Raw genomic sequence first — 17,742 nt, 5'->3', positions numbered from 1 at the left:
GCGGGAGAGAGCGGCCTGCGTCCATGATGGAATGGTTTTACCCGTGGGTCGCTCGTTTTGCCCCTGACCGATCTGGTCGTTTTGACTGCGCGGTTTGCGTCTGTGCCTGCTGTTGGCTACGCGAAACGCGGTGCGGGCGTTCACAAAAAAAGGTCAGACCGAAGCCTGACCTTTCTTATTCTTGTCGCTGATCCCGGATCAGGCGCGGCGGCGGCGACCACCGGCGCGGCCTCCCCGGCCTCGGCCCTCTTCACCTTCTTTTGCAGGCTCTTTGTTGGCCCTGATCCACTCCCCACCGTGGGGGTCGTTGTTGGTCAGCAGGTTGGCGGCGCGGATGGCCTCCATCTCCTTGCTAGGCGCGTGGCTTGGTGGAGCCCAGACCGAACATCTGAACGAAGGCTTCATCTTCCATTCCTTCGGGGAGGATGATGCCTGCGGCCTCAACTTCAGCTTTCTTCTCTGCGATCTTTTTCTGAGTGATCGGCAGAGCTACCGGGTTCATGATTGCGGACGTCATGCCCGCGCCCATGGCCATCGGCAGGAAGGCGTTGTTGATGCCGTGACGGTTTGGCAGACCGAAGGAGACGTTGGAGGCACCACAGGTGGTGTTGACGCCCAGCTCTTCGCGCAGGCGGCGGACCAGAGCGAAAACCTGCTGACCGGCGGTCGCCATCGCGCCAATTGGCATCACCAGCGGATCCACCACGATATCATGCGCGGGAATGCCGAAGTCTGCGGCACGCTCAACGATCTTCTTTGCGACAGCGAAACGCACATCGGGATCTTCGGAAATGCCGGTGTCGTCGTTGGAAATCGCCACCACAGGCACGTTGTATTTCTTAACCAGCGGCAGAACATGCTCGAGACGCTCTTCCTCGCCGGTGACGGAGTTCAGCAGCGGGCGGCCTTCGGCGGCTTGCAGGCCGGCCTCAAGCGCGCCGGGCACCGAGGAGTCGATGCAGAGCGGCGTATCGGTGAGGCCCTGCACCAGCTCGACGATCTTGGTCATCAACGGCGGTTCGGTTTCATTCGGGTTCGGGTTTGAGTTGTAGACAACGCCCGCATTGATATCGAGGATATTGGCTCCCGCCATCACCTGCGCGAGCGCGTCTTTCTCAACCGTGGAGAAATCACCCGCTTCCAGCTCGGCCGCCAGCTTCTTGCGGCCGGTGGGGTTGATCCGCTCACCGATCACGCAGAACGGCTCATCAAATCCCAGGATTGCGGTTTTTGTCTTAGATTCTACGACAGTACGGGTCATTGTTTATCCTTGGGAATTGACCGGCTGCGCTGCTGCGCCGCCGTTGTTGATGGCCCAGGTGGCGTTGGTCTTGATGCCACCCAGCGGGAAGAAATGCACATTGGTGATGTTGAAATCGGGGTTGGCAGCCTTGTGGGCGGCCAGCTCGGCGATCACATCGGTCGGCTCATAGGGCAGCAGCAGTTTGGAGACATCCATCGCGCGCTTCTGCAGAACCTTCAACGAGGGGCCAACACCACAAGCGATGGCGAATTTGATCAGCGTCTGCAGCTTGGCCGGACCAGCGATACCGATGTGGATCGGCAGGTCAACGCCGAGCAGCCTTGATGCTGTCTGCCCATTCGATAATTGGCTTTGCCTCAAAAGCGAACTGCGTGGCCAGCGCCATTTTTGCGTCCGTCCGCTCAGAGAATTTCTGTTTCCACAGAAGCGCATCAGAGACGTTCTTCATGCTGCCGTCGGGGTCGATATCCTTGTTGCCCTCGGGATGACCTGCCACGTGCAGATTGCTGAAACCGGCCTTGTCAAATAGCCCGGTTTCCAAAAGCTGCATGGAGCTGTCGAAGGCCCCATGCGGCTTGGCCACGCCGCTTAGGCCAGCAGCAGCGCCTGTTTGACATCAGCTTCGCCCTGATAGCGTGCGATCCAATCGGCCAGTGTGGCCTCGTCCTGGATGATGCGGGCGGGGAAATGCGGCATCACCGGGAAACCCTCGGCGTTGATGCGCTTGGCGGTCTCCACCATCTCCTCAATCGGGGTGCCTTCGATATGGGCGATGTAGACGCGGGTGCCTGCGGGCAGCAGATCGCGGAAATTCTCGACCTTGGCGGCGGTGCGCGGCATCACCTCAATCGAATAGTTTTCCAGAAAGGCCTCGACCTCGGGGCTGCTGGGCTGGACTGCGCCTGCATCGCGTTTCTTGAAGTTCAACAAAGCCATCGTGGCCTCCCATAAAGATGTCAGGCTCATGCCCATCCGTCGTTAGCGATCAGTGTCTTCAGACGGTCCTGATCATAATCCGCTTCCAGACGCTTGGCCTCGGCCTCTGCGATGTCTGCAGGCTCACCGTCAACCGCATAGGGCGCCGCCTTGCGCCACTCTGCGAGATAGGCATCGGCGTCCTTTGCATTCACCTTCATGGCGGCGCGGTCGATGGCTTGTTCAAACCGCTCTTCCAATTGGCGTTTTGCCCCGCGACGGCCTTTGCCGACGATGATCTGAGCGGGGATGTCGCGCCAGTATACGATGGTGACGTCGGGCATTGCCTTGGCTTCCTTTGCGTCTGTGTAAATGCGTTTCTAGTGTGGCATCGCCGGGCGCGTTCGTCGGATTTCGACCTGACATTGGTTCTGAGCGACCTTTTTCCGGGTCGCTTCTGGATAACAACGCGGCCCGGCGCTGGCTACTGCGTGGCTCCCTCATAATATTCAACAGCTTTATGAATTTGACCGGCAAAGCGTTCAAAACCGTTCAAAAAACGTCAATTCGCGCGACAGCAAATCGTCATTGGGGCGCTCGGCCCATCTTGCACGCAGCGATGTGCCCACATATGCTTGGATCAACACGATTATCGGAGGGCGTGAATCATGGCGCCCAGGCGTTCCAAAGGTGCGGGCGCATTTCCCCGAGCGGTAGAGAGCCCTGCACCGGCCCGCCCAGATCCTGATGCGCTCTATGCGGCGCTCGATCTGGGAACAAATAGCTGCCGGATGCTGATTGCCCAACCCAAGGGCAGCGGCTTTCATGTGGTGGACAGCTTCTCCAAGTCGGTGCAACTGGGCGCCGGTTTGGAGCGGACCGGGCGTCTATCGCGCGCGTCCATGGCGCGCACCATTCAGGCGCTTCGGATCTGTCAGCAGAAACTGAAGCGCAACCGCGTCAAACGGATGCGGCTGGTCGCGACCGAGGCCTGTCGCCGTGCCAAGAACGCGCGCGAGTTCATTCGCCAGGTGCGCCGCGAAACCGGCCTGACGCTGGAGATTATCCAACCAGAGGAAGAAGCGCGTCTGGCGGTGATTTCCTGTGCGCCATTGGTGTCGACCAAAACGGATCAGTTGCTGGTGGTCGATATCGGTGGTGGCTCTACCGAATTGGTCTGGATTGACATTTCTTCGATCCCGCGGCGCGATCGTCCTTCGGCGATCATGCGGCTTCATGCGGGGTTTCACCCGGCAGAGAGCCCCTTCCCCGCCGCCAAGGTGGTGGACTGGATCTCCGTCCCTCTGGGGGTGGCGACGCTGCGCGATCAGTTCCACGATGTCGAAGACGATGCCGCACGGTTTGCGCTGATGAGCTGGTTTTTTGAGGAAAACCTTGCGGATTTTGCCCCCTATAAGGATGAGCAGACCCGGCAGGGGTTTCAGATCGTCGGAACCTCCGGCACGGTGACAACCGTTGCAGCCTCCCATTTGGGGCTGAAGCGGTACGACCGGACCAAGGTGGACGGGCTGCGGATGACCAGCGATCAGATTGACAAGGTGATCCGCTCTTATCTAGAACTCGGCCCTCAAGGGCGCCGCAGTGACCCGCGCATTGGCGAGGACCGTCAGGCGCTGATCATGTCCGGTGCGGCAATTCTGCAGGCCTTGTTGCGGTGCTGGCCGACAGATCGCCTGTCGGTGGCGGACCGGGGCCTTCGCGAAGGTCTGCTTTATGCACAGATGAGCGCCGATGGCGTGTTGGAAGACGGGCCGTTCTAAGGGCCCATAGAAATGATGCGTTCGACAACAGGTCCACATGGGGCCTCGGGCGACAAGGAACAGCGGATATGGCAAAGACACCCACGGGAAAAACACCCACTGGCAAAAACACCTCCGGGCGCGGGCAGCGTGATCTGAAGGTCAAGGTGAAGACCGCCCGTGGGCGCAAGCTCAGCTCAACCCGCTGGTTGCAGCGGCAGTTAAACGATCCTTATGTGAAACGTGCACAGGCCGAAGGTTACCGTGGGCGCGCGGCCTATAAGATCATGGAAGTCGACGATAAATTTCGGTTTCTCATCAACGGCGCGCGGGTGGTTGACCTCGGTTGTGCGCCGGGTGGCTGGGCGCAGGTCGCGGTCAAGCGGATCAACGCCTTGGGTGAAAAACCAGGCAAGGCGGTTGGCCGTATCATCGGTGTCGATCTGCAAGAGGTGGAGCCGCTGCCCGGTGCCGAATTCCACCAACTGGATTTCATGGATGACGGTGCCGACGACAAAGTCAAAGAGTGGCTGGGCGGCAAGGCAGATGTGGTGATGTCAGATATGGCCGCGGCCAGCTCCGGTCACAAACAGACCGACCATTTGCGGATCATCTCCCTCTGCGAGACGGCAGCCTACTTTGCCTTCGATGTGCTTGAGGATGGCGGGACGTTTGTTGCAAAGGTGCTTGCCGGTGGCGCGGAGGGCGAGTTGCAGAAACTGCTGAAGCAGAAATTCACCAAAGTCTACCATGTCAAACCGCCATCCTCGCGGTCCGATAGCTCCGAGAAATTCGTGGTCGCCACCGGTTTTCGCGGCGATGCATCAGACGCGGCGGAAGACTAACGCCAGTTAGACATGTTCGGGTGGGGTGATGACCCCTGCCCCGATGGTGTTCAGATCAGCGCGGCGCCGCACTGCCAAAGGAGCGGAGCGCCATCGTCTGCAGGGCGAGCGTTTCCAGCGAAGTGCCTTCAGCACGCAGGGTCACACGAGGGATGTCCACACGCCTGGACGGCTTGCCCTCCGTGCGGCGCGCAAACAAGCGCTGGACCAATGGGCGGGTCGGAAATTTGTTTTGCAAAAGACGCATCTGATCCTCATACCATATGAGCTGTCGTGACTGGTATGATCTGAGGATAGATCGATCACTGGGCCGTGATCGTGACCCAATTGTGGCAAGACTGCCTTATTGTTGCAATTTCCGAAACAATTTCGCGCGAACCCGCAGATTTCCCCTTCAAGCCCTGATGTCTTCAGGCCTTGGTTTTTGAGGTTGGGTGCAGCAGCACGCCGTTCAGCTCCGCCCCGAGGATCAGGATGGCAGAGTTGAGGTAGAGAAAAATAAGCGCCGCCATCGCCCCCGCCAGCCCAGCGTAAGTCGCCGAATACGATGCGAAACTGCTGATATAAATGGCGAAGGCCAGCCCTGCCGCCCACCACAGGACCACCGTCAGGATCACGCCCGGCAGCACCTGCGTAAACCGGTGGCGTTTGGCCGGTAGCAGCATGTGAAAGGCGCAAACAGCAATCAATGGGATTACGGCGACCAATATGCCATTCAGACCGCTCTCCCAATTGCGGGCAAGGGGCACCTGCGGGAAGAAGCTGGCCAGATGGCGCGCATAGAGCGGCAGGATCAACTCAAACACGGCTGCCGCCATGATACCGGCACCGCCAAGGATCACCAGGCCGATGCACAGGCCTCGGGTTTTCCAGAATGGCCTGTGGTCCCGCTCATGATAGGCCTGAACCATCGCCAACCGCACCGCATCCACCCCGTTTGAGGCAAAGTAGATCGCAATCACACCCCCCAACGTCACCACCCCTGTCGAGGAGGTTGCGAGGACGGAATACACCTCGCGCACAATCGGATCAGAGACGCTGTCGGGCCAGGAGCCAAAGACCAGTTCGACCAGGTTCTTCAGATCAATCCCATCGGAAAACGCTCCCGCCACCGCACCGGTCAGCGCAACGGTAAACAGGATGAACGGAAACAGGGCCAGCATCAGCGACATGGCAATGTGGCTGCTCAGCACCCAGCCATTCTTGTCGTTGAACCGCTTGGCGGCCAGATACAACGCATAGGCGCCGGGCTTGACGTAGGGACGGATGCTCATGGGAAAACGGTCTCATAGCTTGGAACGAAAAACCAGCCCTTTCAGGGAGATATAGCCAAAGGCGCCTACCGAATGTAGGCTCGGGCTCAAGATGAGCCACGGAGGGGCGCTGTGATGGTCGAGGTGGTGATAAGCACATCTGCGCTGCTGGTGATGTGGGGGCTTGCGGGGCTTGCCTCTCTCAAGGCGGCGCGCACGGCGCGCACACCTCAGGGCGCTATCGGCTGGGTGGTGTTTTTGCTCTCAGCGCCGTTGCTCGCACTGCCGCTGTATCTCTTCTTCGGACAGCGTAAATTCTCCCGCTATCGCGCAACACGGCGTGAGGCGGAACGGGTGCTGAACGCGCTGCGCGTCTATTCCACCCGTTATACCCAGGACCGGGATCAGCTTGCGGTGAATCAGGCGCCTTTTGAACAGCTCGCCGGATATCCGGTCTGCCGGGGCAACAGCTTTGAGTTGCTGATCAATGGCAACGACATCAGCGATGCGATTATCGAAGCCATTGATGCAGCCGAGGATTATGTGCTGGTTCATTTCTACATCGTGCGGGACGATCAGATTGGCCAGCGGCTCAAATCTGCGCTCATCAATGCGCGGGGGCGCGGGGTGGCCGTATGGTTTATGACCGATGCGGTTGGCAGCCACGGGCTTTCGCATCAATACCGTGCGGATCTGGACGCGGCGGGGGTCAATCAGGTTGATCCAAGCACCCGGCCCGGCCCGAAACATCGCTTTCACCTCAACTTTCGAAACCACCGCAAGACAGTGATTGTCGATGGTCGGGTTGGTTTTACCGGTGGGATGAACATTGGCGATGAGTATATGGGCCGCGATCCCAAATTTGGCGACTGGCGCGATACGCAGGTGCGGCTCAAGGGTCCTGTGGTCCAGCAGCTGCAGCTTGGCTATGCCGAAGATTGGTTCTGGTTGACGGAGGATCCGATCCTTGACCTGCTGACCTGGGAATGCGCGCCAGTGGCAGAGGGTGGGAAACCTGCTTTGGTGATTGAAACAGGCCCCGGCGACAGCACTGTCAATGGCTCGATGCTGTATTTCTCTGCAATTGCTGCCGCCCAGTCGCGCGTCTGGCTGTCATCGCCATATTTCGTGCCAGATCAGGATGTTGTGGCTGCGTTGAAAAACGCCGCTCTGCGCGGCGTTGATGTGCGCATCTTGCTGCCGGATACTGTGGATCACTATGCACCGTGGCTGGCTGCCTATGCCTATTTCGACGACCTGCGCGACGTTGGTATCGCGATCTACCGGTATCAGGCCGGGTTTCTTCACCAGAAGGCGTTCGTGGTGGATGATAGCATTGCGGCGGTGGGTACGATGAACCTCGACAATCGGTCATTCCGGTTGAATTTCGAGAGTATGGCGCTGTGTTTTGATAGCGAGACCGCAGATCAGGTGGCCGACATGCTGGAGCAGGACATGGCGTCTGCGCGCCTTTTGACAACCGATCTGGAGGCGCAACCGCTGACGATCCGATTTGGTGCGCCGGTTGCCCGTCTGCTGGCCCCTGTGCTCTAAATTCTGACCACGAAATCTCAGCACCCGCTGACCGGCGGCGTGTCTTCCAAGAGGAAGACTTCACGCAGGGCAGCGACCAGAAATGCCGTACTGATGCCAAAGGCAAAAAGCCCCGTTACCGCACCAAAGGCCGCGAATATCCGCATTCCCTCGCCCAGAACAATATCGCCGTAGCCCAGCGTTGTATAAGTCGCGAGCGAGAAATAAATCGCGGTATTCCAATCACCTATGGCGCCGGAAAAGATCAGCGCCGTGGCCCAGATCCAGACCTGCAGGGTATGGGCAAAGACGATCAGACCGATCGCCACCGCAAGTACGACGCTGATTTGCAAGAACCGCCGCCTGCGCTGTAGAATTCCCAGCCGTTCGCGCAATATATGAATGCAGAAGACCAGCAATCCGGCTTCGACCACCAGACAGATACCAAGGTACAAGCTGCCCATCAGCAACTGTTGGATGAGTGTCATGACCCCTGCCCCTTATGTGCCGAGTTTCTTACGGTCGACACCTGCATCTCTTGCGACCGAACCGGCCTAGATCGCGCCTTTGTGCAGTCTATTCACTCAGCGTTGGGACATGCAATCGCGATAATGCTGCTTGACCAGTCGTTTGCGGCGCGCCTCTGGTGTATTGAAATAATCGTCACGATCCTCGGCCTCCGACCCACGACGGGATCTGGCGCTGCGGACCTTGCCATCCTGCACGCTGATACCAATACGGGCGGTGCCGGAGAACGTGATCCCGACGCGATCATTGCCCAGCCGCAAGTGATCGGTGGCATCGCTGCGGGGTGCTCCTGCATAGGCCTCGGCCCGGCTGCGGCACTGCGCCTCGCGATTGGTGTTTCCAGTCTCCGCTAGAGCGGGCTGGCCCAGACAGAATATCAGCATCGCCAGTGCGACAATTTCACGGCGGTGACGGGATGGCACTGGGAGCAGCGACATGGCAAAACCTGATTTAAGCGGCCCGGTAAAATGACATGGGCATTGCTCAAATGGGGGCTAGATCCCTTCGGGTCAATGCTGTGCAGTGTGCGGGCGCAGTCTATGCTGAGCGGCAGGCTTCTGCGGCTTGGGGCTGAACAAAACATGAAGCAGATAAAAAATATTTGTTGTCAAAAGGTTGTAATGTGATGCTCGTCATTGAGGGCGTTAAAAAAATCCTATCAAGGTCCCTCCGGTGATATTCCGGTTCTCAATGGGGTCTCACTGCATCTGGCGGCCGGGTGCAGCCTGGCCCTGACCGGGGACAGCGGCTCTGGCAAAAGCACACTGCTCCATCTGGCGGCCGCACTGGATCAGGCCGACAGCGGGCGGATTATGGTGGATGGCGTCTCTCTTGAGGAGTTGGATGATGCGGGACGTGCCGCGCTCAGGCGTCAGCAGGTTTCATTGGTGTTTCAGCAGTTCAATCTGGTCCCGGCCCTGACCGTGGCGCAGAATATCAGCCTTCATGCCCGGCTGGCCGGGCGGGTTGATCAGGGTTGGATAAAGGCACTGACGGAACGACTTGGGCTGGCGAAGTTTCAGGAGCGCTATCCCGAACAGCTCTCCGGCGGGCAACAACAGCGTGTTGCCATTGCGCGTGCGCTGGCCATGCGGCCAAAGCTGCTTCTCGCGGACGAGCCAACGGGAAATCTGGACGAAGGTTCAAGTGCTTCGGTGATGGCGCTCATGCTGGATCTGGTGCGCGAAACCGGTGCCGCGCTGCTGCTGGTGACGCATTCGCAGGCCATTGCCTCACAGCTTGATCAGCAGCGTCATCTTAGCACGGGGCGCCTTAATACTGACAGCCGCTATGAAATGAATTCGTCCGGTGGGACCCTGCGCGAGGGCAAGGCGTGATCAGGGCCACATTTACGGCGATCCTGTCGCATTGGCGCCTGCATCCGCTGCAGCTGGCGATGCTGGTGACCGGCCTCGCGCTCGCTACGGCGCTCTGGTCTGCGGTGCAGGCCATCAACGCAGAGGCCCGCGCCAGCTATGCTGAGGCTGCGGCGCGTATCTCCCCGTCAGGGCAGACCTATCTGACACCTCAGGATGGATATATCGAACTGGATCAGTATGTTGCCCTGCGACGTGAAGGTTGGCAACTGTCACCGGTGTTGATCGGAACACTTACAGAGGATACCGCCGAAGCGGGCGCGACGGATCTGGAAGTGATTGGGATAGATATCCTGTCGCATCCGATGATGGCTCGGCTGGCTGCGACGGACAGCTCCTCTGACGAAAGCGCGCAGGCGACGTTGACCCCTGCGGACCTGCTGCTGGCCCCCGGTCATCTGTTTGCGCATCCTGACAGTGATCTAGGTCCGCTGTTGCGCAGCCTGCCCCCTGTGACACGCACCACGGCGGTGCCGCGTGGGGTGGTGGTCGGCGATATCTCAACAGTCGCGCGCCTACTGGGAAAACCGTTTTTTATCAGTCGGTTGATGATCCTTGATGAGCAACCCATCGGCCTGCGCCCACTGGCAGAACTGGCCCCTCAGCTGCGCCTGCAAACGGCCTCCACCGGCGCGGACACCGCGCAGCTGACGCGGAGTTTTCACCTTAACCTCACCGCTTTTGGGCTGTTGTCCTTTGCGGTGGGGTTGTTCATCGTGCAGGGCACCATCGCGCTGGGGATTGAGCAGAGGCGAGGTCTGTTTCGCACGCTGCGCAGTTTAGGTGTGCCGCTTAATACGCTGGTTGCGCTTATTTTTGCAGAACTTCTGGTGATAACACTGCTGGCGGCGCTGCTGGGTCTGATCCTCGGCTACCTGATTGCCGCGGCCTTGCTCCCCGGCGTTGGGGCGACACTGTCCGGGCTTTATGGCGCGTCGCTGGACGGCAGCCTGCAACTGCGTCCCGGCTGGGTGTTTTCCGGTCTGGCAATGGCGCTGGCAGGGATGGCGCTTGCAGGGGCGCAAAGCTGGGTCAGCCTGTCGCGCCTGCCCATTCTGGCGGCTCCCGCTGCGGCGGCGCGGGGTCAGCAGGCCCTGCGCGGGCATCGCCTCTCGGCACTGTCCGGCGCGCTCCTTTTGTTGGGCGCGGTCGCGATCCCTGTGCTGTTCGACGGGCTGCTTGCGGGGTTTGCCTTCCTTGCGGGGCTGATGCTGGGGGCCGCGCTTCTGCTGCCCCTGGCCCTGTCCCGGTTGGCCTCGGTTGGCGTGCAGCTGGCACGCAAGCCGGTAACGCTATGGCTCTGGGCGGATATGCGGGCGCAACTGCCCGGTCTGTCGCTGGCGCTGATGGCGTTACTGCTGGCGCTGGCGACGAATATTGGTGTCGGAACAATGGTGTCCAGCTTCCGCCTCACGTTCTTGGGCTGGCTTGACCAGCGATTGGCGTCTGAACTGTATATGACGCTGCCGCAGGAGGAGATGGCCAAAGACGTGCTGCCGTGGCTTGCCGACAGGGGAATCCGCACCCTGCCGATCCGCCACAGTGACGAGCGTTATGTGGGACCAGACGGTATCGGCGCACCGATGCAGGTCTACGGGGTGGTGGATGATGCCACCTATCGCGACAACTGGCCGCTGTTGCAGGCCGAGCCGACGGTCTGGTCGCAACTCGCCGAGGGGCGTGGCGCGCTGATCAATGAACAGCTGGCGCGGCGCGCGGATCAGGGTCCCGGTGATACGCTGGTGATCGCGCCGGACTGGCGGATGCGGATTGCCGGGGTTTATTCCGATTACGGAAATCCCAACCCGCAGGCCATCGTAGGGCTTGAAACGCTGCTGCGGCATCGTCCACTGATTGAAAACCGTCGGTTTGGTCTGCGGTTGCCCCCTGCTGAGGTCGCAGAGATCCGCGCGGCGCTGCAACGTGAGTTTGGTCTGCCGCGCAGCGCCTTCATCGACCAAAGCGCGCTCAAGGCGCAGTCGTTGGCGATTTTCGACCGGACCTTTGTGGTGACAGGGGCGCTGAACCTTCTGACCTTTGGCGTGGCTGGATTTGCCATGCTTACCAGCCTGTTGACACTCTGGAGCCAGCGCCTGCCGCAATTGGCGCCGATCTGGGCTATGGGGCTGACGCGCCAACAGTTGGCCCGGTATGAAATCTTGCGCAGCGTGATCCTTGCGGGGCTGACCGCACTGTTGGCGCTGCCTTTGGGGTTGCTGCTGGGCTGGGCGCTTCTGGCCGTCGTCAACGTTGAGGCCTTTGGTTGGCGCTTGCCGATGTCGCTGTTTCCGTTGGACTGGCTGCAATTGCTGCTGATGGCGCTTGCGGCGGCAGCGCTGGCCGCCGCCCTGCCCGCCCGTCGGCTGTCGAAGCTGAAACCCGCCGATCTGTTGAGGGTCTTTGCCAATGAACGTTAAACGCGCCCTTGCGGCAGTTGTCAGCAAATTCCCCCTGGCGGCAACATTGCTGGCGCTGTCCGCACCGCCCGCTGCCGCGCAGGGCTATGCCGGATTGGGAACCGAGGCGGAGGGCTTTGCCGTGCCGGTCCCCGGTCGCCCGCTGGTATTTCCACGCGATCACGCCCCCCATCCCAACTACCGGATTGAATGGTGGTATCTGACGGCCAACCTGACCGGGGACGACGGGCGTGATTACGGCGTGCAATGGACGCTGTTTCGCTCAGCGCTGCGACCCGGGGACGACAGGCAGGACGACGTAGGATCGGTCTGGACCAACCCACAGATCTGGATGGGCCACGCAGGTCTGACGACGCCTGACGCCCATTACTCCGCCGAGCGGCTTGCCCGCGGCGGCATCGGTCAGGCCGGTGTTTCCACTGCGCCGTTTGAGGCCTATATCGACGATTGGCATATGCGCAGCCGCGACCAAAACCTGCGAGATCTGACCTTGCGCGCAACGGGCGAGAGTTTCCGCTATGACCTGTCACTTAGCGCAGAGGGGCCGCTGGTGATGCAGGGTGACGCTCAGCTATTCGGTGAAATCAGCGGATGGGCAGGCGAGCTACTATTATTCCCAGCCGCATTACCGGGTAACCGGGACGCTGGACCTGCCGGACGGACCTGTGGCGGTGACGGGGGAAGGCTGGCTTGATCGTGAATGGTCCAGCCAGCCGCTGTCAGAAGATCAGAGTGGCTGGGACTGGTTTTCGCTGCGGTTTAACAGCGGTGAAAAACTGATGGGTTTCCAGTTGCGCGGTGCCAGCCTGTTCACCTCCGGTACATGGATTGCGGCCGACGGCACCCCAACTCCGCTTGAGCCGGGCAGCCTGCAGGCAACGCCCGTCACGTTCACTGAGGTATCCGGGCGCAAGGTGCCGACGGAATGGCAGCTGCGCCTGCCTGCGCGCGGGTTGGACGTTCGTGTCTCAGCGATGAACCCGCAGTCTTGGATGGAGATGTCCTTTCCCTATTGGGAAGGTCCGGTACGCCTCAGCGGCAGTCACCTTGGTAAGGGGTATCTTGAGATGACCGGCTACGGCGCCCCAGCGGACTAGTGGGCGGCAAGAGCATCTCACCCAGAAGTAAAAGGGGCGCCATCAACGGGCGCCCCTTTTACATGGGTTAGCAGTGGTTTCGGCTCGGCTGGTCAGCGCACCACATAGACCGAACAGGTCGAATGCCGGATCACCCGTGCCGCATTCGGACCCAGCAGGTAATCCGACAGCTCCGGCTTATGCGCGCCGATCACGATCAGATCTGCACCGGCCTTGTCGGCGACCTTCAGGATTTCCTGATAGGCTTTGCCAGTGGCAACCACGTGGCGCACCTTGGCATTGCGCTCGCCTCCCAGAACCTCCTCACAGAGCTTGCCCAGATGGTCGGCGGTTTCCTTCACGGCGCGGTCATGATGATGATCCTCAAAGAACCCCGAGACCCAGCTTTCGCCAAAATCGGGCAGGACGTTGACCACATCCAGCTGAGCCTGATCCAGATCCGCCAGCCGCGCCGCTTCGCGCAGCACCTTGGCATCAATGGTCTTGTCGCTCAGTTCCAATGCGCAGAGAACGGATTTGCTCATGCCGGGACTCCTTCCTTGCTGGCCCGTGCGCGCTGCAAGAAGGCGATCATCGCCAGTAGCAGCAGCGCCGGGATGAAGATCAACTCCTTGGGCAGTTGGTCTGCCGGGGCCTGCACACTCAGCAGGCGGACAGGGTCATCACCGTAGAAATCGAAGCTGTCCATGCCGGATTGCGCGGGCGTGCCAAACATCGGCTCATCCAGTTTGACCACACCATCCTCAGGCAGCAACATCAGGCCAAAGGCATCAACCTGCGCCTGACCGTCGCCACCATCAGCGACCGGCAGGATCAGCGTGGTACTCTTCTGCTCACCGGTGTCGAAGTCGGGACCTCCACGGTGATCCGCAACTCACTGCCCGCAGGGGCCGCGGCAACGGTCTCGACCAAAGCTGCCGGATCGGTGTTGGCAAACGGAGGCATCAGCCGGTTCATGAAGAAGTCCGGGCGGAACAGGGCAAAGGCGACCAAAACCAGCAGGACACTTTCATAGATGCGGTTGCGGGTGATGAAATAGTTCATCGTGCCAGCGGTGAAGGCAAGAATGGCGATGGTCGCAGAAATCGCCACCAGAATGCCCTGCACCCAGCCTACATCGATCAGCAACAGGTCAGTGTTGAAGATGAAGACAAAGGGCAGCGCCACCGTGCGCAGGCTGTAGAAAAACGCGACAAAGCCGGTGCGAATGGCATCGCCCCCCGACACCGCAGCGGCGGCAAAGCTGGCCAGACCCACAGGCGGTGTCACATCCGCCATGATCCCGAAGTAGAACACAAAGAGATGCACCGCGATCAGCGGCACCACCAGCCCGGATTGTGCACCAAGTTCAACCACAACGCCCGCCATCAGAGAGGACACCACGATGTAGTTCGCCGTGGTCGGCAGCCCCATACCCAGAACCAGCGAGAGAAGGCCGACCATGATCAGCATCAGGATCAGGTTGCCGCCGGACATCAGTTCCACCAGTTCCGACATCACCTGACCAACGCCAGTCAGCGTTACAGTGCCGACGATGACGCCTGCTGTGGCTGTGGCCAGGGCAATGCCGATCATATTGCGCGCGCCGTCAATCAGCCCATTCCACAGATCATGCACCCCATCCAAGAAGCTGTGTGCCAAGGTGCTTTGCCCCCGGAACAGCGCTTTCAGCGGTTTTTGGGTCAACAGGATCACAAACAGCAGTGCCGTCGCCCAGAACGCGGACAGACCCGGCGACTTCTGCTCAATCATCAGGAAGTAGACCAAGACGATGATCGGCAGCAGATAGTGCAGACCCGCCTTGTAGATCTCGCCGACAACCGGCAGTTCGACCTCCGCCGCGTTGGGATCATCTGGCACCAGATCGTCAGTTCCAGCCGCCAGCCACAATAGCCCCAGATAGGCTGCAACCACCAAGAGCGACAGGACAAGGCCGGAGGCGCCGGGGATGGCTGCGGTGATTGCTTTGATCGGGTATTGGATGCCGTAGCAAAGTGCCGCAAACCCCGCGAAAAACGCAGCCATGCCGCCAATTGTCCGTCCCATAGACACAACACGGTTGCCCAGCGTGGGCATGTTGCGCTTCACCGCCTCAAGATGGACGATATAGACCAGCGCGATATAAGAAATCGCCGCTGCGGCAGGAAGGCATGGGTGATCACCTCGACATAGGAAATGCCGACGTATTCCACCATCAGGAAGGCCGCAGCGCCCATGACGGGAGGCATGATCTGGCCATTCACCGAGGAGGCAACCTCGACCGAACCGGCCTGCTCTGAACTGAACCCCACCCGCTTCATCAGCGGAATGGTGAAGGTGCCGGTTGTCACCACATTGGCGATGGAGGAGCCGGAAATCAGACCGGTAGCGGCAGAACCGACCACCGCAGCCTTGGCCGGACCACCCCGCAGGTGACCAAGGGCACCAAAGGCCATTTTGATGAAATAGTTGCCAGCCCCGGCCTTATCCAGAAGCGCACCGAACAGCACGAAGAGGAACACGAATTTGGTGGAGACGCCCAAGGCGATGCCAAACACCCCCTCCGAAGTGATCCACATATGGCTCATCGCTTTTTTCAGGCTCGCGCCCTTCCAACGGATGACTTCCGGCACCCAGTCGGAGGAGCCGAAGAACACATAGGCCAGAAACACACAGGCAATAATCGCCATGGCTAAGCCCCAGCGCACGCCGTGCGGCTTCGAACAGCAACAGCAGCCCAATCAAGGCCACCCATTTGTCCGTATCGTCGGCAAGCCCACCTGAATTCACGATTTTCTGGTAGAAGATATAGCCGTAAAGCGCGATCAGCGCCCCGACAATGGACATGACCCAATCTTGAATCGGAATGTAGTGACGTGGGCTGGATTTCAGGGCCGGATAGGCCGCAAAGGCGAGGAAAATCGCAAAGGCCAAATGAATCTGGCGTGAGTTATTCACCACGCTGCCGGGCAGCAACAGGTTAGAAACTGGCGAGGCCAGCACCACCTGAAAGACCGACCATATTACCGCTACAATCGCCAGAAATAGCCCAACCGACCCAACCGGGTTGCGCGCGCTAGGCATCGGAGGATGCGACGAGGTCCTGTAGCTCTTCTTCGGTAAGCGGTCGATTTCCTTGAACATCGGATGTCATGGAGTATCCCCCTGAGGCCGTCTGTCTCTGCGGCCGGTTATTCTTGGGTGTTGCCCTTGGCCCCGACGCGCCCTGCTCCCTTTTGGAGTTTTAGCGCTTCATGGCAAAGGGCAAAGCCTTCACGGCAAGGGCAAAACGGGGCGCCATTGGCGCCCCGCTGCAATCATCAGAGATGGGTTACTCTACCCAGCCCTGCTCTTTGTAGTATTTCGCAGCACCGGGATGCAGCGGCGCGGACAGGCCTGCGGTTGCCATTTCCTCGGGCTTGAGGTTGGCAAATGCTGGGTGCAGCTTTTTGAAGTCATCGAAGTTTTCGAAGACCGCTTTCACCACGGTATAGACCGCCTCGTCGGAGACCTGATCGGAGGTGACGAACGTTGCGCCCACACCAAATGTGCTGACATCGGCGTCGGAGCCACGGTACATGCCACCGGGGATGGTTGCGGTCCGGTAGAAGGAGTTGTCGGCGATCAGCTTTTCAACGGCTTCCCCATCAACGGTCACCAGAACGGAGTCACAGGCGGTGGTGGCTTCCTGAATGGAGCCGGACGGGTGACCAACGGTGTAGACCATCGCGTCGATCTGGTTGTCGCAGAGCGCAGCCGACTGTTCTGCCGCTTTCAGCTCGGTTGCCAGCGCGAAGCTGTCCATGCCCCAGCCTTTGGCTTCCAGCAGCACTTCCATGGTGCCGCGCTGACCAGAACCGGGGTTGCCGATGTTGACGCGCTTGCCCTGCAGGTCGTCAAAGCTGGTCACGCTCGGCATCGGCGCGAGCCACAACGGTGAACGGTTCGGGATGCACGGAGAATACCGCGCGCAGACCTTCAAAGGCGCCCTGATCTTCGAATTTGGAGGTGCCGTTATAGGCGTGATACTGCCAGTCAGACTGCGCCACACCAAACTCCAGCTCGCCTTCGCGGATGGTGTTGATGTTGTAGACGGAGCCGCCAGTGGATTCCACGGAGCAACGAATACCGTGCTCTTTGCGGGTTTTGTTGACCAGACGGCAAATCGCGCCACCGGTCGGGTAGTACACGCCGGTTACACCGCCGGTACCGATTGTGATGAATTCCTCTGCCATGGCAGCAGGTGCCATGAAAGCGGATGCGACAAGGGCGCTAACGGCCAGCTTGGTGTTGGTCATATGTGTTGTTCTCCCACGTTTTTTTGTCGTCGAAACCGTAGAGCCGCCAAAAGCGCGGCTGGGGTTGTTGAACCCTTGGGGACATGTAGACGCCAGGTGTGATTTGTCGCGCGTTCTGGCAACAATTTCCGGCAGGTCCAGAGGTTTAAGCGTTTCAGGCGCATCCGGCCAAGTCAAGGCTTGCGGCCCGCTCCCCCGCCACAGGGTGCGGAGTTTCTGCGTATCTGACACTGATCCCGGAAATTTCCCCCGTACCTACATCCGTTGGATTCGGCGCAGTGTGGCAGATTGTCACACCAGAGTGCAAGCCACCTCTGCCATTCAAGCCCCTTAGATGGCAATATTTTTTGCGAAAAACTTGGAAACGCCGACGCCATAAAAGAGTGGATCCGACACCGCAAGGGGCAAAAACGTAAAAGCCTCCCCATTCCTGTTGTGAACGGTGCTTGATTGGAGAGACAGGCTCTGTTGTGCGCC

10 protein-coding genes and 5 pseudogenes are annotated in these 17,742 nt (G+C 59.9%); 6 read left to right on the top strand and 9 right to left on the bottom strand.

The features are described from left to right. Nucleotides 1-198: 198 nt before the first annotated feature. The 3 genes and pseudogenes from L0Z65_RS05705 to L0Z65_RS05695 form a co-directional block, all read right to left on the bottom strand. Nucleotides 199-1,261: pseudogene (locus L0Z65_RS05705) on the bottom strand (methyltetrahydrofolate cobalamin methyltransferase). Between the two features lie 3 nt (nt 1,262-1,264). Further along, a pseudogene (locus tag L0Z65_RS05700) lies at nt 1,265-2,200 on the bottom strand (methylenetetrahydrofolate reductase). A 26-nt stretch (nt 2,201-2,226) separates the two neighbouring features. Further along, complete coding sequence (locus L0Z65_RS05695; protein WP_061049542.1) at nt 2,227-2,523, bottom strand: virulence factor; 297 nt, start codon at nt 2,521-2,523, stop codon at nt 2,227-2,229. Nucleotides 2,524-2,847: 324 nt separating this feature from the next. Here L0Z65_RS05695 and L0Z65_RS05690 point away from each other — a divergent pair, with 324 nt between their 5' ends. Then, a complete protein-coding gene (locus tag L0Z65_RS05690) occupies nt 2,848-3,960 on the top strand; it encodes a Ppx/GppA phosphatase family protein (RefSeq protein ID WP_014874712.1) in 1,113 nt (370 codons plus the stop codon). 68 nt (nt 3,961-4,028) lie between these two features. Beyond that, nucleotides 4,029-4,784 (top strand): RlmE family RNA methyltransferase, encoded by a 756-nt coding sequence (locus L0Z65_RS05685; RefSeq protein ID WP_096868797.1) that lies wholly within the window; start codon nt 4,029-4,031, stop codon nt 4,782-4,784. A 410-nt stretch (nt 4,785-5,194) separates the two neighbouring features. Here the strand turns inward: L0Z65_RS05685 and L0Z65_RS05680 are convergent, their stop codons facing one another. Next, entirely contained in the window at nt 5,195-6,058 is an 864-nt protein-coding gene (locus L0Z65_RS05680) for a YihY/virulence factor BrkB family protein (protein ID WP_102896967.1), read from the bottom strand. Between the two features lie 114 nt (nt 6,059-6,172). On the opposite strand from L0Z65_RS05680, the gene cls reads away from it, so the two are divergent. Then, nucleotides 6,173-7,591: a cardiolipin synthase gene (gene cls, locus L0Z65_RS05675; protein ID WP_405111544.1), complete on the top strand. Its 1,419-nt coding sequence runs from the start codon at nt 6,173-6,175 to the stop codon at nt 7,589-7,591. A 17-nt stretch (nt 7,592-7,608) separates the two neighbouring features. On the opposite strand, the gene L0Z65_RS05670 is transcribed toward cls, so the two are convergent. Both L0Z65_RS05670 and L0Z65_RS05665 read right to left on the bottom strand, forming a co-directional pair. Then, nucleotides 7,609-8,058 carry an ion channel gene (locus L0Z65_RS05670; RefSeq protein WP_405111541.1) on the bottom strand — a complete coding sequence of 150 codons (450 nt, stop codon included), beginning with the start codon at nt 8,056-8,058 and terminating at the stop codon, nt 7,609-7,611. Nucleotides 8,059-8,154: 96 nt separating this feature from the next. Further along, nucleotides 8,155-8,535 (bottom strand): hypothetical protein, encoded by a 381-nt coding sequence (locus tag L0Z65_RS05665; RefSeq protein ID WP_405111538.1) that lies wholly within the window; start codon nt 8,533-8,535, stop codon nt 8,155-8,157. 198 nt (nt 8,536-8,733) lie between these two features. Between L0Z65_RS05665 and L0Z65_RS05660 the strand changes: the two genes are divergently transcribed. From L0Z65_RS05660 to L0Z65_RS05650, 3 genes and pseudogenes are all read left to right on the top strand, one after another. Further along, a complete protein-coding gene (locus L0Z65_RS05660; RefSeq protein ID WP_405111535.1) occupies nt 8,734-9,435 on the top strand; it encodes an ABC transporter ATP-binding protein in 702 nt (233 codons plus the stop codon). Continuing rightward, nucleotides 9,432-11,891 (top strand): FtsX-like permease family protein, encoded by a 2,460-nt coding sequence (locus L0Z65_RS05655; RefSeq protein ID WP_405111532.1) that lies wholly within the window; start codon nt 9,432-9,434, stop codon nt 11,889-11,891. Before L0Z65_RS05660 ends, L0Z65_RS05655 begins: the two co-directional genes overlap by 4 nt. Next, a pseudogene (locus L0Z65_RS05650) lies at nt 11,881-12,988 on the top strand (lipocalin-like domain-containing protein). Before L0Z65_RS05655 ends, L0Z65_RS05650 begins: the two are co-directional and overlap by 11 nt. Nucleotides 12,989-13,080: 92 nt before the next feature. Here L0Z65_RS05650 and L0Z65_RS05645 read toward each other — a convergent pair. The 3 genes and pseudogenes from L0Z65_RS05645 to L0Z65_RS05635 all read right to left on the bottom strand — a co-directional run bounded on the left by L0Z65_RS05645 (nt 13,081) and on the right by L0Z65_RS05635 (nt 17,265). Further along, a complete protein-coding gene (locus L0Z65_RS05645) occupies nt 13,081-13,512 on the bottom strand; it encodes a universal stress protein (protein WP_405111529.1) in 432 nt (143 codons plus the stop codon). Further along, nucleotides 13,509-16,121 (bottom strand): annotated as a pseudogene (locus tag L0Z65_RS05640) (TRAP transporter permease). The gene L0Z65_RS05645 and the pseudogene L0Z65_RS05640 overlap by 4 nt, the downstream one beginning before the upstream one ends. 177 nt (nt 16,122-16,298) lie before the next feature. Beyond that, a pseudogene (locus tag L0Z65_RS05635) lies at nt 16,299-17,265 on the bottom strand (TAXI family TRAP transporter solute-binding subunit). Nucleotides 17,266-17,742: the final 477 nt, after the last annotated feature.

Origin of the sequence: Phaeobacter sp. BS52 (genome assembly GCF_045040595.1) — a bacterium.
GTDB lineage: Bacteria > Pseudomonadota > Alphaproteobacteria > Rhodobacterales > Rhodobacteraceae > Phaeobacter > Phaeobacter piscinae.
Note: the sequence above shows the minus strand (reverse complement) of the source record. Positions and strands in the feature narration are given on the sequence as shown.